The 21452-nt window shown below is 71.7% G+C and carries 16 protein-coding genes and 1 pseudogene; 8 read left to right on the top strand and 9 right to left on the bottom strand.

Going from position 1 to position 21452, the window contains the following annotated elements; genetic code table 11:
* The first annotated feature begins 157 nt into the window (after positions 1-157).
* The 6 genes and pseudogenes from ABD329_RS24160 to ABD329_RS24135 all read left to right on the top strand — a co-directional run bounded on the left by ABD329_RS24160 (position 158) and on the right by ABD329_RS24135 (position 7179).
* Entirely contained in the window at positions 158-1396 is a 1239-nt protein-coding gene (locus tag ABD329_RS24160) for a carboxylate--amine ligase (protein WP_309142897.1), read from the top strand.
* Between the two features lie 242 nt (positions 1397-1638).
* A pseudogene (locus tag ABD329_RS24155) lies at positions 1639-2434 on the top strand (NAD(P)/FAD-dependent oxidoreductase); the annotation flags it as partial.
* A gap of 253 nt (positions 2435-2687) precedes the next feature.
* Complete coding sequence (locus tag ABD329_RS24150; RefSeq protein ID WP_198280800.1) at positions 2688-3698, top strand: polyprenyl synthetase family protein; 1011 nt, start codon at positions 2688-2690, stop codon at positions 3696-3698.
* A gap of 220 nt (positions 3699-3918) precedes the next feature.
* Positions 3919-5163, top strand: a complete 1245-nt coding sequence (locus tag ABD329_RS24145; protein ID WP_198280801.1) for a LolA family protein — start codon at positions 3919-3921, stop codon at positions 5161-5163.
* A gap of 98 nt (positions 5164-5261) precedes the next feature.
* Positions 5262-6245, top strand: a complete 984-nt coding sequence (locus ABD329_RS24140) for an ABC transporter ATP-binding protein (protein ID WP_344316887.1) — start codon at positions 5262-5264, stop codon at positions 6243-6245.
* Positions 6232-7179, top strand: coding sequence for an ABC transporter permease (locus tag ABD329_RS24135; RefSeq protein WP_246618982.1), 948 nt, complete (start codon positions 6232-6234; stop codon positions 7177-7179). The genes ABD329_RS24140 and ABD329_RS24135 overlap by 14 nt, the downstream gene beginning before the upstream one ends.
* Before the next feature lie 73 nt (positions 7180-7252).
* Here ABD329_RS24135 and ABD329_RS24130 read toward each other — a convergent pair whose 3' ends face one another.
* The 9 genes from ABD329_RS24130 to ABD329_RS24090 all read right to left on the bottom strand — a co-directional run bounded on the left by ABD329_RS24130 (position 7253) and on the right by ABD329_RS24090 (position 19637).
* Positions 7253-8197: a M28 family metallopeptidase gene (locus tag ABD329_RS24130; protein WP_246618981.1), complete on the bottom strand. Its 945-nt coding sequence runs from the start codon at positions 8195-8197 to the stop codon at positions 7253-7255.
* A 195-nt stretch (positions 8198-8392) separates the two neighbouring features.
* On the bottom strand, positions 8393-9613 hold the full coding sequence (gene rarD / locus ABD329_RS24125; protein ID WP_198280702.1) for an EamA family transporter RarD: 1221 nt from the start codon (positions 9611-9613) through the stop codon (positions 8393-8395).
* Positions 9614-9666: 53 nt separating this feature from the next.
* Positions 9667-10524, bottom strand: coding sequence for an SDR family oxidoreductase (locus ABD329_RS24120; RefSeq protein WP_198280701.1), 858 nt, complete (start codon positions 10522-10524; stop codon positions 9667-9669).
* Between the two features lie 89 nt (positions 10525-10613).
* Positions 10614-12623: an APC family permease gene (locus tag ABD329_RS24115; protein ID WP_344316885.1), complete on the bottom strand. Its 2010-nt coding sequence runs from the start codon at positions 12621-12623 to the stop codon at positions 10614-10616.
* A gap of 105 nt (positions 12624-12728) precedes the next feature.
* Complete coding sequence (locus ABD329_RS24110) at positions 12729-13811, bottom strand: 2-oxoacid:ferredoxin oxidoreductase subunit beta (RefSeq protein WP_198280657.1); 1083 nt, start codon at positions 13809-13811, stop codon at positions 12729-12731.
* Complete coding sequence (locus ABD329_RS24105; RefSeq protein ID WP_198280658.1) at positions 13804-15756, bottom strand: 2-oxoacid:acceptor oxidoreductase subunit alpha; 1953 nt, start codon at positions 15754-15756, stop codon at positions 13804-13806. Before ABD329_RS24105 ends, ABD329_RS24110 begins: the two co-directional genes overlap by 8 nt.
* A gap of 251 nt (positions 15757-16007) precedes the next feature.
* A complete protein-coding gene (locus ABD329_RS24100) occupies positions 16008-16721 on the bottom strand; it encodes a response regulator transcription factor (RefSeq protein ID WP_198280659.1) in 714 nt (237 codons plus the stop codon).
* A gap of 96 nt (positions 16722-16817) precedes the next feature.
* Positions 16818-18161 carry a sensor histidine kinase gene (locus tag ABD329_RS24095; RefSeq protein ID WP_344316883.1) on the bottom strand — a complete coding sequence of 448 codons (1344 nt, stop codon included), beginning with the start codon at positions 18159-18161 and terminating at the stop codon, positions 16818-16820.
* A gap of 210 nt (positions 18162-18371) precedes the next feature.
* Complete coding sequence (locus ABD329_RS24090; RefSeq protein WP_344316881.1) at positions 18372-19637, bottom strand: sensor histidine kinase; 1266 nt, start codon at positions 19635-19637, stop codon at positions 18372-18374.
* Positions 19638-19817: 180 nt separating this feature from the next.
* On the opposite strand from ABD329_RS24090, the gene ABD329_RS24085 reads away from it, so the two are divergent.
* Entirely contained in the window at positions 19818-20240 is a 423-nt protein-coding gene (locus ABD329_RS24085) for an NADH-quinone oxidoreductase subunit A (RefSeq protein WP_037963650.1), read from the top strand.
* Positions 20231-20935 (top strand): NADH-quinone oxidoreductase subunit B, encoded by a 705-nt coding sequence (locus ABD329_RS24080; RefSeq protein ID WP_198280661.1) that lies wholly within the window; start codon positions 20231-20233, stop codon positions 20933-20935. The genes ABD329_RS24085 and ABD329_RS24080 overlap by 10 nt, the downstream gene beginning before the upstream one ends.
* The last annotated feature ends 517 nt before the right edge of the window (positions 20936-21452 follow it).

Here is a 21452-nt window from a genome sequence, read left to right as displayed (position 1 = left end):
GGCCAGGGGCAAGGAAGATGACACAGTGCCCGCTACTCCCTAAAGAGATGGCAATGCCCGGAAAATCCTTGCTGGAGGCGGCGATTCCGAAGTAGCGTCCTTCATCAGGGTCACGCACAGTGGGGGGCCACTGCACTGCGGTGACCAAGGGGGACTCGTGGCGAGCAGTGCCGTGCCGTTCGCGGTGGACCGTTCCGTGCCCGCTCTGATCGTGAAGATCGGCCACTATCCGCTGCATCACGGCGGCGTCGGCGCCATCCGGTCCCTGGGGCGTCTCGGTGTCCCCATGTACGCGGTCACCGAGGACCGTTGGACCCCGGCGGCGCTCTCGCGCTATCTGCGGAGGGCCTTCGTCTGGCCGACCACCGGCGAGGAGCGGCCGGAGCGGCTGGTGGAGGGGCTGCTGCGGATGGGGCGGGCGATCGGCCGGCCGACGGTGCTGCTGCCCACCGACGAGGAGGCGGCCGTGCTGATCGCCGAGCACGCGGACCGGCTCGCCGGGGAGGGCCGCTTTCTCTTCCCGCGCGCCGAGCCCGAGTTGCCCAGACGGCTGGCGAGCAAGCGAGGGCTGCACGAGCTGTGCGTCAAGCACGGGGTGCCCACGCCCGAGGGCGTCTTCCCGGACACCTATGCCGATGTCAAGGCGTTCGCGGCCAGTGCCCGGTTTCCGGTGGTCGCCAAGAACCGGGAGGCGTTCGAGCGGCGGAAGAAGCCCGCGGTGTGCGGCACCACCCGGATCGAGGGGCCGCGGGAGCTGATGGAGCTGGCGCGGCGGTGGGGGCCGCGGCCGGGGGTGGTCCTACAGGAGTATCTGCCGGGAGAGGAGGCCGAGGACTGGATCGTGCACGCGTACTTCGACGCCCGGAGCACACCGCTGGCGATGTTCACCGGGGTCAAGGTGCGGTCCTGGCCACCGCACGCGGGGGTGACGGCGTGCGCCTATGCGGTGGAGAACGGGGAACTGGCGCGGATGACGGCCCGGTTCGTCCAGCGGATCGGCTTCAGCGGGATCGCCGATCTGGACTGGCGCTTCGACCGGCGTGACGGACGGTACAAGCTGCTGGGCTTCAATCCGCGGATGGGCGCCCAGTTCCGGCTCTTCGAGAACGCGGCGCGGATCGATGTCGTACGGGCCCAGCATCTCGATCTGACCGGACGCGCGGTTCCCGGGGCCGGGCAGCGGCCGGCCCGGCGGTTCCTGGTCGAGAACATCGACCTGCCCGCGCTGGTCGCCTACCGCCGCAGTGGTTACACCACCCCGCACGCCCCCGCGCGGGCGAGCGGGACCGAGCTGGCCTGGGCCGCGCGGGACGACATGCGGCCGTTCTTCACCATGCTGGCCCGCTCGCTGCGGCCCGGCGCGGCACAGCTGTACCGGCTGTGGCGCGCCCAGTGAACGCGCCACCTCGGGGGGGTTCATGAACGACCCGGTAGCGGTCATCGGCGCCGGTCCTGTGGCGCCGGGAGCGGCTGGTGCCGGAGCTGGAGCGCCCCCGGGAGCTGGCCGCCGCCGTACCGGACGGACCCGCTCCGGACGGACCCGCTCCGGGAGCTGGCCGCCGCCGTACCGGATGGACCCGCTCCGGTAGCTGGCCGCCGCCGTACCGGACGGACCCGCTCCGGACGGACCCGCTCCGGGAGCTGGCCGCCGCCGTACCGGATGGACCCGCTCCGGACGGACCCGCTCCGGACGGACCCGCTCCGGGCGGACCCGCTCCGGGCGGCCCCGTCCCCCACGGTTCGCGACACCGCGACCTCGGCCGCTGCTGGGCCGTGAGGTGGTGGTGGTCGGGCCGGGCAGTCGGCGTTGGAGAGCGCGGTGCTGCTGGCCGGGGCGGGCGCCGCCGCGGTGCGGGTGGTGGCCCGCGGACCGCGCGGTCGCCTTCGGCACCCCGCCGGACGGACAGCCCAGGCTGCGGCCCGAGTCGCCGTTCGGCCGCGCCTGGTCGCTGTACGCGCTGTCGTACCACGCCGTGGGCTTCCGCGGCCGCCCGCACCGGCTCGGGAGTATCTGGTGCGCGGGGTGCTGGGGCCCAAGGGCGCCTGGTGGCTGCGGGACCGGTTCGCCGGGCGGGTCCGGGTCGCCCAGGGGCGGCGGATCAGCCGGGTCACGGTGGGGAGCGACGGCCGGCCGGTGCTCACCCCGCGCGGCGGCGGCCGGGTCGGTGAGCCGGCCGCCGACCGTGTGATGGCCGCGACCGGCTATCGGATGAGCGTCGCGGCCCTGGACTTCCCCGGGCCCGGCCTCCGCTCTGGGGCGGTCACCGGGGCCGGGGGCCCCTGGCTCGACGCCGGTTACGGCTCCTCGGTCCCGGGGCCGTACTTCACCGGGCTGCCCGCGGCGGCGAGTTTCGGCCCGGTGACGCGGTTCGTCTGCGGTACGGAGTACGCGTCGCCACGGCTGGCGAAGGCGGTGGCCGCCATGCACGGATGAGCGGGCCTCGCCCGCGGCCATCGGCCGGCCGATCGGGGTCTGATCGGGGTCCGGTCGGGCGGCCGGAGCATGAATGATCTGCTGCGATCGCGGTACTGCGATGTGAAGCGGTCGGGTTCGGGAGAGAACGGTGAGAGGCGCACAAGGCGGGAAGGCGCCCACAGTGATCGATACCCGACCGGATACGCTGCCTGTTGGTGGAGGCAGCGACACATCGACATTCGCGTCATTCGTAGGCAGACAGGAGTACCCCGTGAGCTTCGTCGGGCCCTTGGGGCTGAGCGTGCGGGACCGGACTCTGGAAGCCGACACCCAAGCCGGGCTGACGGCGGTCGAAGAGGGCCTGCTGGAGGCCACCAAAAGCGATGTGCCCTTCATCACGGAGGCCGCCCAGCATCTGGTACGGGCCGGGGGGAAGCGGTTCCGGCCCCTGCTGGTGCTGCTGGCCGCCCAGTTCGGTGACCCCCACGCGCCCGGAGTGGTGCCCTCGGCCGTGGTCGTCGAGCTCACCCATCTGGCGACGCTCTACCACGACGATGTGATGGACGAGGCGGAGGTGCGGCGCGGCGTCTCCAGCGCCAACGCCCGCTGGGGCAACTCGGTGGCCGTCCTCACCGGCGACTTCCTCTTCGCCCGGGCCTCGCACATCCTGGCCGACCTGGGCCCCGAGGCGGTGCGGATCCAGGCGGAGGCGTTCGAGCGGCTGGTCACCGGCCAGATCCTGGAGACGGCGGGTCCCCGCGACGGCCGCGACCCGGTCGAGCACTACCTGGACGTACTGGCCGGCAAGACGGGCTCGCTGATCGCCGTCTCGGGCCGGTTCGGCGCGATGATGGCGGGTGCCGACGAGAGCATCGTCAGCATCCTCACCCAGTACGGCGAGCGGCTCGGCATGGCCTTCCAGCTCGCCGACGACGTGCTGGACATCGCCAGCGACAGCCATGAGTCCGGTAAGACCCCCGGCACCGATCTGCGCGAGGGCGTGGCCACCCTGCCCGTGCTCTATGTGCGGGAGCAGGCCGAGGCGACCGGTTCGACCGAGGACCGCGAGCTGTGCGAGCTGCTCGCGGGCGATCTCACCGATGACGCGCGCCATGCCGAGGTGCTGCGGCGGCTGCGCGCCCATCCGGCGCTGGAGCGGGCCCGCCGGGTCACGGTCCGCTATGCGGCGGAGGCCCGTTCGATGCTGGCGCCGCTGCCCGAGGGCCCGGCGAAGGCGGCCCTGGAGGGGCTGTGCGACGCGGTGGTCCACCGCGCCGGATGACCCCGCCGGGCGCCCCATCCACCCCGACCGGCCCCTGACTCCCGGTGGAGCGGCGTCATACCCGAGCATTACGCCGAGGTGATCCTGCGGGCTGACGCGCCACGTCGAACGATTTGGTGGGATGAAAAGACCACCACATGGCGGGATCGGGTGACAATGGCCCGAGAGGTGGACGAGTGCAAGCTGACGAACCGCCGCCGACGACGGAGGTAGAGCACATATGGCACGGATCCGACCGACACAGGTCGCCGACGACGGCTTCTGGGATGAAGAGCGGCCATCACGGGGGAAGAAGGCCGCCCGGTACGCCGCCCCGGTCGCCGTCGCGGGCATCGCGGCGGCGACCATAGGACTGGTCCCGGCGCTCGCCAGCACCGGCGACCCCAATCTGCCGAAGATCTCGGCGCAAGAGCTCATCAGCAAGATGGCGGCATCGGACGCCCAGCAGATGTCCGGCTCGGTGAAGATCACCACCGATCTGGGCATCCCCTCGCTCCCCGGCGGCGGCTCCATCGCCGACCTCGGCGGGGCGCGGGGCGGCGACGCGTCCGCCGCTCCCGAGTCCAAGCTGATGGAGCTGGTCTCCGGCTCCCACACCCTGCGGGTGGCCTCCGACGGCCCCGACAGGCAGCGGGTGTCGATCGTCGAGAACGCCGCCGAGTACAGCATGATCCACAACGGCGACGAGATCTGGGCGTACGACAGCGGGAGCAACTCCGCCTTCCACGCCACCGCCCCGAAGGACGCGAAGGCCAAGGGCGACCACCGGCAGGAGGTGCCGAAGGACCTGCGGGACGCCACGCCCCAGGAGATGGCCAAGACGCTGCTCTCCTCCGTGGACGACACCACCGATGTGACCGTCGACGGCACCTCCCGGGTCGCCGGGCGGGACGCGTACGACCTGCTGATCAAGCCCAAGCAGAACAGCGACTCCACGATCGGGTCCGTCCGTATCGCGGTGGACGCGGACAACGGTGTCCCGCTGAAGTTCACGCTCTCCCCGAAGAGCGGTGGCAAGGCGATCGTCGACGTGGGCTTCACCGACGTGGACTTCGGCAAGCCCAAGGCGAGCACCTTCGACTTCCACCCGCCCAAGGGCGCCAAGGTCACCGAGGAGCCCAAGGCCGACCACAGGTCCGCCTCGAAGGACTTCGGCGGCAAGGACTTCAAGGACGCCCAGAGCGCCCTGTCCGGGCTGAAGGTCGTCGGCGAGGGCTGGGACTCGGTCGCCAGGCTCGACACCCCCGGCGGCGGCGCGGCGTCCACGACGCCCGGCGGCGACGGCGGCCCGGGCGCGGCCTCCGGCCTCCTCGGCGGCTTCGGCAAGGAGGTCAAGGGGAAGTTCGGCTCCGGCACCGTGATCAGCACCCGGCTGGTGAACGCGCTGCTCACCGACGACGGCAAGGTGTTCGTCGGCGCGGTCGACAAGGACGCCCTGGTCAAGGCCGCCAACGCGGCCAAGTGAGCCCCCTGGGCTCGTAAGGCGCGGTGACGGACGACGTAGCCGCGGATACGACGCAGCACACGTAGGGCGCGGATACGACGCGGAACGAAGGGGAGCCCGTGGAGCAGCGGTCCACCGAGGGGGACGACGCCGCGGTGGAGACCCGCGGGCTCACCAAGCGCTACCGGGGCGGGCAGCTCGCGGTCGACGCACTCGACCTGTCCGTGCCGCGCGGCAGCGTCTTCGGCTTCCTCGGGCCCAATGGCTCGGGGAAGACGACGACCATCCGCATGCTCATGGGCCTGATCGAGCCCACCTCGGGCAGAGCCAGGCTGCTCGGCGAGCCGATGCCGCGCGCCGCCCGGAGCGTGCTGCCCAGGGTGGGCGCCCTCATCGAGGGCCCCGCCCTGTACCCCTTTCTGACCGGCCGCGACAATCTGCTGCGCTACGACGCGGCCGACCCCACCGCCGACCCCCGCACCCGCGCCCCCCGCGTGGCGGCCGCCCTGGACCGGGTCGGGCTGGCCGCCGCCGCGGGGAAGAAGGCCCGCGCGTACTCGCTCGGCATGAAGCAGCGCCTGGGCCTGGCCGCCGCGCTGCTCCAGCCGCGTGAGCTGCTGGTGCTGGACGAGCCGACCAACGGCCTCGATCCGCAGGGCATGCGCGAGATCCGTGCCCTGGTGCGCGAGCTGGCCGAGGAGGGCACCACCGTCTTCCTCTCCTCCCATCTCCTCGATGAGATCGAACAGGTGTGCACGCACGCCGCCGTGATGGCCCAGGGCCGTCTGATCGCCCAGGGCACGGTGGCCGAGCTGGCGGCGGGCAGCCGCGGCCGGCTGGCCGTCACCACCCCGGACCCGGTGGACGCGGTCCGGGTGCTCAAGGAGCACGGGGTGACGGATCTGGTGGTCCTGGACGAGCGCGTCTCCGGTGAGCTGCCGGTGCCCGGCCCCGGCCTGGACGACGCGCCGCTGGAGCTGGCCGATCTCAACGCCGCCCTCGTACGCGCCGGGGTGCGGGTCCGGGCCTTCGGGGCCGAACGTGCCTCGCTCGAGGACGCCTTCGTCGCGCTGACCGGGGAGGGCTTCGATGTCGCGGGCTGAGGAACAGAGGGTGGCCGACACCGGCGTACCCAAGACGGCCCACACCGGCGCACCGGCCGGGCGGGCCGCGAACCCACCCCGCCCGAATCCCCTGTGGGCCCTGGCGCTCTTCCGCTCCGAGCTGACCATCACCCTCCGCCGCTGGCGGACCCTGGTCCTGCTCGGAGTGCTCGCGCTGATCCCGATCCTCATCGGCATCGCGGTGAAGATCGAGACCAGCGACGGCGGCAGCTTCGGCGGCGGCCGCGGGGGAGAGGGGGAGGGCCCCGCCTTCTTCCCGCAGATCACCAACAACGGGATCTTCCTGGTCTTCGCGTCACTGGCGGCGACGCTGCCGGTCTTCCTGCCGATGGTGATCGGCGTGATCGCCGGTGACGCCATCGCCGGTGAGGCGGGCTCCGGAACGCTCCGCTATCTGCTGGTCGCCCCCGCCGGGCGGACCCGACTGCTGCTGGCCAAGTTCACCACCACCATGGCCTTCTGCCTGATCGCGACCCTGGTGGTGGCCCTCTCGAGCCTGGTGACGGGGGCGCTGCTGTTCCCGCTCGGCGATGTCACGCTGATCTCGGGCATCACCGTCTCGTTCGAGGAGGCGCTGCTCAGAGCGCTCGGCGTGGCCGCCCTGGTGGCCCTGTCGCTGGTGGGGATCGCCACGGTGGGGCTGTTCATCTCCACCCTCACCAACAGCGGGATCGCGGCCATGGCCACGACGGTGGGGCTGGTGGTCACCACGCAGATCCTGGACACCATCCCGCAGCTGCACGCGATCCACCCGTATCTCTTCCCGCACTACTGGCTCAGCTTCGCCGATCTCCTCCGCGAGCCGGTCTACTGGGACGAGCTGGTCAAGAACCTGGGGCTACAGGGGCTGTACGTGGCCGTGTTCGGCTCGGCGGCCTGGGCCCGGTTCACCGCGAAGGACATAACGGCCTGAGTGGCCGGAGCGGTCCGGGCGGCCGGGGCCGGTGGAGCCGGTGGAGCCGAACACGGCAGCACATCATCCGGGATCAGGCGCCGCCGAGCGTCCAGACCGCGTAGGCGATGGCGTCGCTGTTGCGGTCCAGGGCGGTGTCGTCGATGTTGCTCGAGGTGTCGCAGGAGCGGTGGTAGCAGCGGTCGAACGCCTGACCGGAGGTGCCGCCCCACTTCTGGGCCTGGGCGGCGGTCTTGACGTAGTCGGCGCCGCTGAAGAGGCCGCCCACCGGGATGCCCTTGTTCTTGAACGGCGCGTGGTCGGAGCGGCCGTCGCCCTCGGTCTCGATCTCGGTGGGCACGCCCTTGGCGGAGAAGAACGCCTTGAAGACCGACTCGATCCCGGGGTCGTCGTCATAGACGAAGTAGCCGGGGTTGGGCGAGCCGATCATGTCGAAGTTGAGATAGCCGTCGATCTTCGCCCGTTCGGATGACGGCAGGTTGTTGATGTAGTAGGTGGAGCCGACCATTCCGCGCTCCTCGGCGCCCCACCAGGCGAACCGCAGATGCTTGGTGGGCTTCGCGCCCTGGCGGGCCACGGTGAGCGCGGTCTCCAGGATTCCGGCGGAGCCCGAGCCGTTGTCGTTGATCCCGGGGCCGGCGGTGACGGAGTCGAGGTGGGCGCCGGAGAACACCACGTTGTTGGTGTCGCCGCCGGGCCAGTCGGCGATGAGGTTGTAGCCGGTGGCACCGCCGGAGGTGAACTGCTGCACGGTGGTGGTGTATCCGGCGGCGTCCAGCTTGCCCTTGATGTAGTCGAGCGACGCCTTGTAGCCGGGGCGGCCGTGGGCGCGGTTGCCGCCGTTGGCGGTGGCGATGGACTGCAACTGGGTCAGATGGGCCTTCACATTGGCCACGGAGACGTCCGGTGCCGCGAGGGCGGTACGGGCGTTGTCCGCCGTGTGCCGTGCCGATGCGGCGGCGGAGGTGGCGGGGGCGGCCGAGACCAGGGCGGCGACCGCCGTACCGGCGGCGGCCATGGCGGCCGTACGCCGTATCAGGGATCTTCGGGGGCGGGCTGGCGCGCATGAGGACATGGGGGGCTCCGGTTCCGAACGAGGACAGGACGGAATGACGTGACGCTGTGTGGTGCACGTGCCCGTGGGGCGGTGGAGCGGTGAACGTGCTGATGCTCCGGGCGTGGCTGACTCCGCGTCAAGGGCGGAAACCGGACATCACCCGCCGGATATCGGTCCCGGCCGAGCATCGGGCACGGCGGCATCCGAGACGACGTCCGATGCGGCGACCTCCGGCATGACGACCTCCGGCACGACGACCTCGGGGACGACAGCCTCGGGCACGACGGTCTCCGGTACAACGGCCTCCGGTACGACATCAGCCCCCGGAACCACATCGGCATCCACTGTCGCCGACAGCGCCCCCGCCCGCGCGGCGGCGTCGGCCAGCGCCCGCCGCGCCCGCCGGGCGGTGCGCAGCGCGTCCCAGGTCAGCAGCGCGAGCGCGAGCCAGACAAGGGCGAAGCCCGCCCACCGTTCGGGTGGCATCGACTCGTGGAAGACGACGAGCCCGAGGACGAACTGGAAGGTCGGCGCGACGTACTGGAGCATCCCGATCGTCGACAGCGGCAGCCGCACCGCCGAGGCCCCGAAGCAGATCAGCGGCAGCGCGGTGACGAAGCCGCAGCTCGCCAGCAGCACCGCGTGCCCGGCGCCCTCGCTCGCGAACGTGCTGCCGCCGTGCGCGCCGAGCCAGATCAGGAAGCCGAGCGCGGGCAGGAACTGCACGGCGGTCTCGGCGGCCAGCGACTCCAGCCCGTCGAGCCCGACCCGCTTCTTGGCCAGGCCGTACGTCGCGAAGCTGAAGGCGAGGGTGAGCGCGATCCACGGCGGCTTGCCGTAGCCCACCGTCAGCACGGCCACGGCCACCACCCCGACGCCGACCGCCGCCCACTGCGCGGGCCGCAGCCGCTCACGCAGCAGCAGCACCCCGAAGGCGATGCTGACCAGCGGGTTGATGAAGTATCCGAGCGCGGTCTCCACCACATGCCCGCTGTTGACGCCCCAGATGTACAGGCCCCAGTTGACCGAGATCACGGTCGCGGCGAGCGCGATCATGCCCAGCCGCCGGGGCTGCCGCAGCAGCGGCCGTATCCAGCCCCAGCGGCGCAGCACCAGCAGCACCAGACCGACGGCCGCCAGCGACCACACCATCCGGTGGGCCAGGATCTCCATCGCCGCGGCGGGCTCGAGCAGCGGCCAGAAGAGCGGCACCAGCCCCCAGATGCCGTACGCCGCGAAGCCGTAGAGAAGACCCGCGCGATCGACGCGGTCCTGCTGGTCCTGCGGCGTCACGGCACCCTCCCCGACGGCATGACGAGCCCCCGGCGGGCCCGTTCCGAGGGTCCGAAGGTAGCGCTGGTGAGGCCCGCCTGTCATTCCCGTATCGGAATACGGTGATGACAGGCGGGCCGTGGCGCGTACGGGGCGGGTCAGCCCTTCAGCGTGGCCGCCACCGAGTCCGCGATGGGCGTGGTCGGACGGCCGATGAGCCGGGACAGATCGCCCGGGGTGGCGTCCAGCCGGCCGCGCTCGATGGCCGCCTCGACATCGGAGAGGATCACGGCGAACGGCTCGGGGACGCCCGCGCCGGTGAGGATGGACTGGTACTCGGCGGGGGAGACGGCGCCGTAGACGATCTCCTTGCCGGACTGCCGGGCGACCACCTCGGCGTACTCGGCGAAGCCCCAGGCGGTGTCGCCGGACAGCTCGTACGCCTTGCCCTCGTGGCCCTCACCGGTCAGGACGGCGACGGCGGCCGCCGCGTAGTCGGCGCGTGCGGCGGAGGACACCCGGCCCTCGCCCGCCGCGCCCACGACGGCGCCGTGCTCCAGGACGGTGGAGAGGTTCTCGGTGTAGTTCTCGTTGTACCAGCCGTTGCGCAGCAGTACGTACGGCAGACCGGAGTCCGTGATCGCCTGCTCGGTGACCTTGTGCTCATCGGCCAGCGAGAAGTCGGCGGCGGGGCCGCCCAGGATGCTGGTGTAGGCGAGCAGCGCGACACCGGCCTCCTTGGCGGCGTCGATCACGGCCTGGTGCTGCGGCACCCGCTGCCCGATCTCGCTGCCGGAGATCAGCAGCACCTTGTCGCCGGCGGCGAAGGCGCCGGGGAGCGTCTCGGGCCGGTTGTAGTCGGCCACATGCAGCCGCACCCCGCGGTCGGCGAGGTCGGCGGCCTTCGCGGTGTCGCGCACGACCGCGGTGATCTGGTCGGCGGGAACCTTCTCCAGCAGCCCCTCGACGACGAGGCGGCCGAGGTGGCCGGTGGCTCCGGTGACGACGATGCTCATATGTGTGACTCTCCTGGTTCGGGATCGGCACACCCACCATAAGGGAAGCGCTAACCAAGAGAAAGGTACTTCCGGTTAAGTAAGTGTGTTCATTCGGGGCCGGGTCGTTCCCGGGGCTCGCGCTCCCCGGACTCCTCCTCCCGCGGCCCCCGCTCCCGTGCCGCGAGGCTGACGGCGAACGGCAGGATCGTCACCGCGACGCCCGGCAGCCGCTCCAGCGCCTTGGCCAGCGACTCCGCCGTGCCCCTGTGCAGCAGCTTGCCCAGTGGGGAGGTGTAGGTGCGGCGCGGCACCAGCAGGGTCAGCGCGGTCTGCCCGTCCTCGGTGGTACGGGCCGCCAGCTCCATCACCGCGTGGCGCAGCCGCCGGTCCGGGCACTCCACGACCTCCAGCGCCGCCGTCACCCCGGCCGTGGCCTCCCACCGCGCCATCAGCCGCCGGGCATGGGCCTCGTCCACCATGAAGTGCACCGCGCGGACCTCGTCGGGACGCAGCTCGTGCGCGTACCGCAGCGCCTTGACCGTCGCGAGGTCGATGCTGTCCGCCAGGACGAAGACCACATGGCGCCGCCAGCGCGGGACGTCGTCCCCGGGGCGTGGCACCGCCTCCAGGGCGGCCGCCTCCGCGCGGTACTCGCGGTTGATCCGGATCAGTGCCCAGACCCCGAGCGGGAAGACCACCACGACCAGCCAGGCGCCCTCGGTGAACTTGGTGATCCCGAAGATCAGCACCACGGCCGCGGAGACCACCGCGGTGATGAGGTTCACCGCGACCTTCCACGTCCGCCCCGGCTCCCGGCGCCGCAGGTGATAGGCCGTCATCCCGGACCCGGCCATGGTGAAGGCGGTGAACACCCCGATCGCGTACAGCGCCACCAGCCGGTCCACATTGGCCTCGGTGACCACCAGCAGCGCCAGCGCCACCACGGCCAGCGACACGATCCCGTTGGAGAAGGCCAGCCGGTGGCCGCGCCGGGTCAGCTGCCGGGGCAGAAAGCGGTCCTCGGCCACGAAGCTGGCCAGGAACGGAAAGCCGGTGAAGGGCGTGTTGGCGCCCGTGTAGAGGATGAGCGCGGTCGCCAGCTGGACGAACGCCAGCCCCAGGGCGCCCAGCACCCCGCCGCCGAAGACCAGATGGGCCTCCTGCGCGAGAACGGTCGGGGTGCCGTCCCGGTACGGGATGGCGTGGGTGAAGTGGGCCAGGGCGGACACCCCGAGGACCAGCGTGCCCAGGACGCAGCTCATCGTGACCAGCGTGCGGCGGGCGTTGTGGCCCTTGGGATCGCGGAAGACCGAGACGCTGTTGGAGATCGCCTCCAGACCGGTCAGTGAGGAGCCGCCGTTGGCGAACGAGCGCAGCACGATGAAGAGCGAGGCGCCGTAGAGCCAGCCGCTGCCCGCGGTGCCGAGGGGCACGGCGCCCGCCGCGTGCACATCGGCGTGCGGCAGCGTCCCGGTGAGCCCGCGGACCACGCCGACCACCAGCATCAGGCCGACGGCGAGGATGAACAGGTAGGCGGGCACCATGAAGACCCGCCCGGCCTCCCGCAGTCCGCGCAGGTTCCCGTAGGCCAGGATCAGGATCACCAGGGCGCTGAGCGGCAGTTGGAGATGGTCGATACCGGTCCAGGTGCCGCCGACGAGATGGGCGAACGAGATGATCGCGTTGGTGCCCGCCGAGACCTGGACCGCGACGGTGACGATGTAGTCCACCAGCAGCGCCACGGACGCGATCTGGGCGATGTCCGGACCGAAGTTCTCCCGCGCCACCACATATGAGCCGCCCGCCCGGGTGTAGATCATCACCACATCGCTGTAGCAGAGCGTGACCAGCAGCAGCACCAGCAGGATCGCCCCGGTCACCGGGAGGATCATGGTGAACGCCGCGACCCCGATGACCGGCACCAGCACCCGCAGCATCTCCTCGCTGCCGTACGCCGTCGAGGAGATGCAGTCGGAGGCCAGCACGCCCAGCGCGGCCGGATTGCTCAGCTTCTCGCGCCGGATCCGCTCGGTGACCAGGGGTGGGCCGAGCAGCAGCCGCTTGAGGCGGTAGCCGGGGCGGTCGGGCGGCTGGGGCGGGGCGGCGGTGTCGGCCATGCGGACAGCAGAGCGGGTGCCCGGCCGGAGCGCGGTCAGACGCTCCGGCCGGGCATCCGCCAGTGCCCGTATGTACGAACGCGCCCGCTGAGCGCGCTGAGGGGGTCAGCCCACGACGGTCCAGGTGTCGCCGCCCGCGAGCAGCGTGCCGAGGTCGCCCTTGCCCTTGAGCTCCACGGCGTTGTCGAGCTGGTCGGACATCTGGGTGTCGTAGACCGGGCGCTCCACATCGCGCAGCACCCCGATGGGGGTGTGGTGGAGGGTGTCGGCGTCGGCGAGCCTGGTCAGCGCGAACGCCGTGGTGGGCGAGGCCGCGTGGGCGTCGTGCACCAGCACGTGGTGCTCGTTCTCGGCGGTGACGGTGACCACTTCGAGGTCGCCGGTGCGCTGGTCGCGGATGACGCCCTTGGACTGGTCGGTGCCGAAGCGGATCGGCTGCCCGTGCTCCAGCCGGATCACGGCCTCCTGGGCCTGGTCCTTGTCCTTCAGGGCCTCGAAGGCGCCGTCGTTGAAGATGTTGCAGTTCTGGTAGATCTCCACCAGCGCGGTGCCCGGGTGGGCCGCCGCCTGCCGCAGCACCTCGGTCAGATGCTTGCGGTCGGAGTCCACGGTGCGGGCCACGAAGCCCGCCTCGGCGCCGAGCGCGAGCGACAGCGGGTTGAACGGCGCGTCCAGGGAGCCCATCGGGGTCGACTTGGTGATCTTGCCGACCTCGGAGGTGGGGCTGTACTGCCCCTTGGTCAGGCCGTAGATGCGGTTGTTGAAGAGCAGGATCTTCAGGTTCACATTGCGGCGCAGCGCGTGGATCAGGTGGTTGCCACCGATCGACAGCGCGTCGCCGTCACCGGTGACGACCCACACCGACAGATCGCGGCGGGAGGCGGCGAGACCGGTGGCGATGGCCGGGGCGCGGCCGTGGATGGAGTGCATCCCGTAGGTGTTCATGTAGTACGGGAAGCGCGAGGAGCACCCGATGCCGGAGACGAAGACGATGTTCTCCTTCGCCAGGCCCAGTTCGGGCATGAAGCCCTGGACGGCGGCGAGGATCGCGTAGTCACCGCAGCCGGGGCACCAGCGGACCTCCTGGTCGGACTTGAAGTCCTTCATGGTCTGCTTGGTGTCGCTCTTGGGCACCAGGGAGAGCGCGTGCCGAGCCGATGCCGCGCCCTCGGCGATGGTGTCAGTCATCGATGGCCTCCTTGAGGGCGGTGGCGAGCTGTTCGGCCTTGAAGGGCAGCCCGCGGACCTGGGTGAAGGAGCGGGTGTCGACCAGATAGCGGGCGCGCAGCAGCGTCGCCAGCTGACCCAGGTTCATCTCCGGCACCACGACCTTCTCGTAACCCTCCAGCACCTTGCCGAGGTTGGCCGGGAAGGGGTTGAGATGGCGCAGATGGGCCTGGGCGATCCGGTCGCCCGCGGTGCGGACGCGCCGCACCGCGGCGGTGATCGGGCCGTAGGTGGACCCCCACCCCAGGACCAGGGTGCGGGCGTCGCCGGTCGGGTCGTCCACCTCGATGTCCGGCACCGCGATGCCGTCCACCTTGGCCTGGCGGATGCGGACCATGTGGTCGTGGTTGGCCGGGTCGTAGGAGATGTTCCCCGTGCCGTCCTGCTTCTCGATGCCGCCGATCCGGTGCTCCAGACCGGGCGTTCCGGGCACGGCCCAGGGGCGGGCCAGGGTCTCCGGATCGCGCTTGTACGGCCAGAAGACCTCGGTGCCGTCGGCAGTGACGTGGTTGGGGCCAGCTGCGAACTGGACGCGCAGATCGGGCAGCTCGTCGACGTCCGGCACCCGCCAGGGCTCCGAGCCGTTGGCCAGGTAGCCGTCCGACAGCAGGAACACCGGGGTGCGGTAGGTCAGGGCGATCCGGGCGGCGTCGAGCGCGGCGTCGAAGCAGTCGGCCGGGGTCTTCGGGGCCACGATCGGCACCGGGGCCTCGCCGTTGCGCCCGTACATGGCCTGGAGCAGATCCGCCTGCTCGGTCTTGGTGGGCAGTCCGGTGGAGGGGCCGCCGCGCTGGATGTCGATCACCAGCAGCGGCAGCTCGAGCGAGACCGCGAGCCCGATGGTCTCCGACTTCAGCGCGACACCGGGGCCGGAGGTGGTGGTCACGGCGAGGGAGCCGCCGAAGGCCGCGCCCAGCGCGGCGCCGATCCCGGCGATCTCGTCCTCGGCCTGGAAGCTGCGCACACCGAAGTTCTTGTGCTTGGACAGCTCGTGCAGGATGTCCGAGGCCGGGGTGATCGGGTACGACCCCAGGAACAGCGGCAGATCGGCCTGGCGGGAGGCCGCGATCAGCCCGTAGGACAGCGCCAGGTTTCCGGAGATGTTCCGGTAGGTGCCGGTGGGGAACGCGGTGGTGGCCGGGGCGACCTCGTAGGAGACGGCGAAGTCCTCGGTGGTCTCGCCGAAGTTCCAGCCCGCCCGGAAGGCGGCCACGTTCGCCTCGGCGATCTGCGGCTTCTTGGCGAACTTCTGGCGCAGGAACTTCTCGGTGTTCTCGGTCGGCCGGTGGTACATCCACGACAACAGCCCGAGCGCGAACATGTTCTTGCTGCGCTCGGCCTCCTTGCGGGACAGCCCGAATTCCTTCAGCGCCTCGATGGTCAGCGTGGTGAGCGGCACCGGGTGGACGCGGTAGCCGTCCAGCGAGCCGTCCTCCAGGGGGCTTTGGTCATAGCCGACCTTGGCCATGGGGCGCTTGGTGAACTCGTCGGTGTTGACGATGATTTCCGCCCCGCGCGGCACATCGGGGAGGTTGGCCTTCAGCGCGGCCGGGTTCATCGCCACCAGCACGTTCGGCGCGTCACCCGGTGTGAGGATGTCGTGATCGGCGAAGTGGAGCTGGAAGCTCGACACTCCGGGCAGGGTGCCGGCGGGGGCGCGGATCTCCGCCGGGAAGTTCGGCAGGGTCGACAGGTCGTTTCCGAACGACGCCGTCTCCGAGGTGAAGCGGTCACCCGTGAGCTGCATACCGTCACCGGAGTCCCCCGCGAACCGGATGATCACCCGGTCCAGACGGCGGACCTCCTTGCCGCCGTCTGCTGATCGCTGTCCCCCGGCGGGCGTCTGCCCGCCCTGCTGATCGGCTGGTTCGGCCTGCTCGGCCGGGCTGCTGACCTGGCTGGTCACTGCTTCGGACCTCCCTTGAGGCGGCGCTCCTGGACAGTCGGTGCCGACCGGTTGTTGTCCCATGACCATCGTACGTCGGTAAGGGTGGCCTTCCTTGGCCGGATCACATGGTGGACGCCGAAAGAAGAACCATATATGTCCTGGTTTGGCATGACGTGTCCCTCCCCCCGTGCTGTCATTTCCGCTGATCCCCCGTTCAGCCTTTGGCCCCGCTTTGGTGTGCGGGAGTCTGCTTTCAGGAATTGAGAGTCTCAGGAATTGAGATAAGTGAGGACGGCGAGCACCCGACGGTGATCCCCGTCACTCGGCGACAGGCCGAGCTTCAGGAAGATATTGCTCACATGCTTCTCGACCGCGCCGTCGCTCACCACGAGCTGCCGGGCGATGGCCGAATTGGTACGGCCCTCGGCCATCAGCCCCAGGACTTCCCGCTCCCTCGGGGTGAGTCCGGCCAGCACATCCTGCTTGCGGCTGCGGCCCAGCAGCTGGGCGACCACCTCCGGGTCGAGCGCCGTGCCGCCCTGGGCGACCCGCACCACCGCGTCCACGAACTCGCGCACCTCGGCCACCCGGTCCTTGAGCAGATAGCCCACCCCCCGGCTGTTCCCGGCCAGCAGCTCGGTGGCGTACTGCTCCTCCACGTACTGCGACAGGACCAGCACCGACAGCCCGGGGTGGTCGCGGCGCAGCCGGACGGCCGCCCGGACCCCCTCGTCGGTGTGCGTGGGCGGCATCCGGACGTCGGCCACCACCACATCCGGTAGCGCGCCCTCGTCGGCCAGCTCCCGCACCGACTTGATCAGCGCTTCCGCGTCCCCGACGCCCGCGACCACGTCATGGCCCCGGTCGGTCAGCAGCCGGGTCAGCCCCTCCCGCAGCAGCACCGAATCCTCGGCGATGACCACCCGTACTCTGTCCGCCACGATGCTCGGCCCCCGTTTCACTCGGTTCGTCGGGACCAGCATCCCAGGGTTCGGCCGCTCGCGTCGCACAGAACCGGCCGCGTACGGGCCGCGTACACGTGGAGGGGTGTGCGCCGTCAGCGCCAGGCTCGTGCGCCGTCAGCGCCAGGGGAGCTCGGCGGTCACCGTGGTCGGGCCGCCCGCCGGGGAGTGGACGACGAGGACGCCGTCCACCGCGTCGATCCGCTCGGCAAGACCGGCGAGACCCGAACCGGCGGAGGTGTCGGCCCCGCCCCGTCCGTCGTCGGTGATCTGGAGCAGCAGCCGGTCCTCGGCGCGCCAGACGTCGACCTCGGCGGTGCGGGCGCCGCTGTGCTTGCTGATGTTCTGGAGCAGCTCGGAGACGGTGAAGTAGACGATGCCCTCGATCGCGGGCGCGGGCCGCCGCGGAAGGTCCACGGTCGCCCTCACCGGGACGGTGCAGCGGGCGGCGAGGGCGGAGAGGGCGGGGCCGAGGCCGCGGTCGGTGAGGATGGCGGGGTGGATGCCGCGGGCGAGGTCGCGGAGCTCCTGGAGGGCGAGCTTCACCTCGCCGTGCGCCTCGTCCACCATTTTCGCGGCGGCTTCCGGGTCCTCCTCCAGCTTCTCCTTCGCCAGGCCCAGATCCATGGCGAGGGCGACCAGGCGGGCCTGGGCGCCGTCGTGGAGGTCGCGTTCGATCCGGCGCAGGTCGGCGGCGGCGGTGTCCACCACCGTGCCCCGGTCCGACTCCAGCTCCCAGACCCGGCTGGCCAGCCGGGACGGGCCGAGCAGCCCGGTCACCATGATCCGGTCGACCGAGGTCAGCGCCCGCAGGATCCACGGGGTCAGCAGCAGGACCAGCACCCCGGCGAGGCAGGTCACGGTGATCTCGAACGGGGTGTCCAGATAGAAGTTGCGCCCGTGGTCGTCCCCGAAGACCTGTAGACCCGGCTCGTCCAGATACCGGGGGAAGACCCAGCGCCACAGCGGATAGGTCGCGAAGCCCCAGCCGTAGAAGGTGAACGCCACCGCGAAGCCGAAGGAGAACACCGCCCACGGCAGATGGATCAGCGCGTAGATCACATGACGCCAGGAGGTGCCGCTCCTGAGCAGCGCGCCCACCCAGGCGACCGGTCCGCGCCTGCCCCCGCGGCCGCCCCTCCGGCCGAGCACCGGCTCGGGCTCGGCCACCTCGAGCCCCAGCAGCGCCCGGGCGCGGGCCCGCTCGACGACGCCGAGCGCCCGGCAGCCCGCGAGGGCGGCGCCGAGCACCGGGACGCCGAGGAAGGTGATCAGCAGCCCGGCGCCGAGCGCGATCATCGTGACCGTGTAGACGAAGGTGAGGATGGCCATCGGCAGGCTGATCAGGACGTAGAGGAACTCACGCCATACGCGGCCCTGGAACGGCGCCTTCAGCGCTGCGGGCACCAGCTGGCCACGGGGCTCGGTCCCCGGCTCGTAGGGGCGGTATGCGGTGGCCATCGTCTCGTCCGTCCTCCGGGGGGCCTGATCGGTCGCGCTTCTGCGTATCCCCAAGAGTCCCGGAGCGTGACCGGCCCGGCCATCGGGCGGGTCGGCCTCTTCACCGGGGGGTTAGCCCTACCTCGGGCGGGGGTGCTCGGGCGGGGTGAGGTCCTCGGGCGGGGTGAGGTCAGGGCCGTGCGGGGTGCGGCTTCTTCGCCGGTACGGTGCTCAGCCTCTTCGCCGGGACCGTGCCACCGCCGCGCCCGCCGCCGACCCGGTCCGGTGGTGCCAGGGCAGCTCGGCGGTCACGGCGGTCGGCCCACCGGACGGCGAATCCACCACGAACAGCCCGTCCACCGAACCCAGCCGCTCCGCCAGGCCCGCGAGCCCCGTGCCCCCGTCGGTGGACGCCCCGCCGCGCCCGTCGTCCCGCACCTGGATCAGCAGCCGGTCCTCGGTGCGCCACAGCTCGACCTCGGCGGTGCGGGCGCCGCTGTGCTTGCTGATGTTCTGGAGCAGCTCGGAGACGGTGAAGTAGGCGATGCCCTCGATGGCCGGTGCCGGGCGTTCGGGCAGCTCGACCGCCACCTTCACGGGCACGGTGCAGCGGGCCGAGAGCGCGGAGAGGGCGGGGCCGAGGCCGCGGTCGGTGAGGATGGCCGGATGGATGCCGCGGGCGAGGTCGCGGAGCTCCTGGAGGGCGAGCTTCACCTCGCCGTGCGCCTCGTCCACCATCTTGGCGGCCGCTTCCGGGTCCTCCTCCAGCTTCTCCTTCGCCAGACCGAGCCCCATGGCGAGGGCGACCAGGCGGGCCTGGGCGCCGTCGTGGAGGTCGCGTTCGATCCGGCGCAGGTCGGCGGCGGCGGTGTCCACCACCGTGCCCCGGTCCGACTCCAGCTCGGCGATCCGCCGCTCCAGCTCGTCGGAGGGGAACAGCAGCCCGCGCACCATCGCCCGGTCCACATGCGTCAGCCCCCGGGCGATCCACGGCAGCACTGGCCAGGCCGCGAACAGCGAGGTCAGGGTGATCGCGAAGGTGACCACCGACCACGGCAGCCGGATCAGGGCGTAGAGCGTGGCCCGCCAGCCGACCGGATCCCGCAGACTCGTCCACAGCCTGCCCAGGAAGCCGCTGTCCGGCTGGTACGGCAGGGGGCTGGGCTCGTCGATGCGCACCGAGAGCAGCGCCCGGGCGCGGTTCCGCTCGAACCGGCCGAGGAGCCGGCTGAACCGCAGCCCCAGGGCCAGCAGGGGGAGGCCCACCACCGTGACGGCCAGTCCCAGGCCCACGGCCAGCCAGACCAGGGTGAAGACGAAGCACACGATGCCCACCAGCAGATTGGCCAGGAGATACGCGATCTCCTTCCAGGTCTGCGTGGGAAAGGCGAACGCGGGCGGGCGCGGCAGCCGCTCGTCGGCGTGGCCACGGCCGCCGTCGGGGCCGCCGCCGACGGGGCCGTCGACGGGCCCGTCGACGGGGGAACTGGAGGTCATGACAGCAAGACTGCCCGGCCCCGCGGGGACTCCGCCATGGGGCTACCCCCACCGCATGGCGGACGGGCCGCCCGGCCGGGTCGCGGCAGGGCCTAGACTTCCCGTCCGTACGGATCGTCGAACACGCGAGGTCGACGAGGAGCGGACAAGGACCACGAGACCAGGGAGCGAGGGGCGGACGTGCCGGAGGCGACGACCGTACGCACCACCAGCGTCACCAGCGTCCAGCTCGCGGCCGACTACTTCCACGGCTATGCGGTGGTCGGACTGCTGGCGGCGATCGGCGTGATCTTCGTCGCCGTGGCCTTCGGGGCCGGGCGACTGCTGCGGCCTGTCGTGCCCACGCCGGAGAAGCTGCTGACCTACGAGTGCGGAGTGGACCCCGTGGGCGAGGGCTGGGCCCACACCCAGGTCCGCTACTACGTCTACGCTTTTCTGTATGTGATTTTCGCCGTTGACTCGATCTTCTTGTTCCCGTGGGCGACGGTCTTCGCGGCGCCCGGCTTCGGGGCCGCCACGCTGGTGGAGATGTTCATCTTCCTCGGGTTCCTCGCCGTAGGTCTGCTGTACGCATGGAAGAAGGGCGTCCTGGAGTGGACGTGACACCGAACCCGACGCCAACGCCAACGCCGACGCCAACACCGACGCCGGTCTCCGGGCCGCCGGTCTCCGGGCCGCCGGTCCCCGCGCCCGGCGGCCCGGTGGACCTGCCGGAGCCGCGCCGTCTCGGCCCGCTGGCCCGGCTGGCCCCCGAGCCGATGAAGGTGGTCCTGAACTGGGGCCGCCGCTACAGCCTGTGGGTCTTCAACTTCGGGCTCGCCTGCTGCGCGATCGAATTCATCGCGGCGTCGATGGCCCGCCACGACTTCATCCGGCTCGGCGTGATCCCCTTCGCGCCGGGCCCGCGCCAGGCCGACCTGATGGTCGTCTCCGGCACGGTCACGGACAAGATGGCACCCGCGGTGAAGCGGCTGTACGAGCAGATGCCGGAGCCGAAGTACGTGATCTCCTTCGGTGCCTGCTCGAACTGCGGCGGCCCCTACTGGGACTCGTACGCGGTGACCAAGGGCGTCGACCAGATCATCCCCGTCGACGTCTACGTCCCCGGCTGCCCGCCCCGGCCCGAGGCGCTGCTCCAGGGCATCCTCAAGCTCCAGGAGAAGATCGCCCGCGAGTCGCTGGGCGAGCGCTACGGAAACTCCGTACCCGGCGCCGCCTCCACGGCCGCGGGCCGACCGTCGGCGGGCGCGCTGCGCAGCGGGCTGGTCACGCCTCCGGAGCGGGAAGACACGCGATGACCGAGCGGCATGAGGCCAACGAGCCGAACGAGACGGCGAACGAGCCGAGCGGGACGGCGGGGCCGAGCGGGACGGCGGGGCCGGACGGGACGGCGGGGCCGAACGGCATGGCGGAGCCGAGCGGGCCGGAGCCAAGCGGGGCCGTGGGCCCGAGCGGGACTGAGCCGAGCGGGCCGGAGCCGACTGGGGCCGAGTCGACTGGGGCGAGGGCTGCGGGGTCTGCGAAGCCAAGCGGGGCCGTGGGCCCGAGCGGGACTGAGCCGAGCGGGCCGGAGCCGACTGGGGCCGAGTCGACTGGGGCGAGGGCTGCGGGGTCTGCGAAGCCGACCAGGACCGTGGGGCCGAGCGGGACCGAGCCGACCGCGGCCGAGCGGACCGGGGCCGAGCGGACCGGGGCGGCGAGGGCTGCGGGGTCTGCGAAGCCAAGCGGGGCCGTGGGCCCGAGCGGGACTGAGCCGAGCGGGCCGGAGCCGACTGGGGCCGAGTCGACTGGGGCGAGGGCTGCGGGGTCTGCGAA

The sequence above is a fragment of the Streptomyces javensis genome (assembly GCF_039525925.1).
In the GTDB taxonomy this organism is placed as follows: domain Bacteria; phylum Actinomycetota; class Actinomycetes; order Streptomycetales; family Streptomycetaceae; genus Streptomyces; species Streptomyces asiaticus.
The sequence above is the reverse complement of the archived record's forward strand: the minus strand, read 5'-3'. Positions and strand labels throughout refer to the sequence as shown.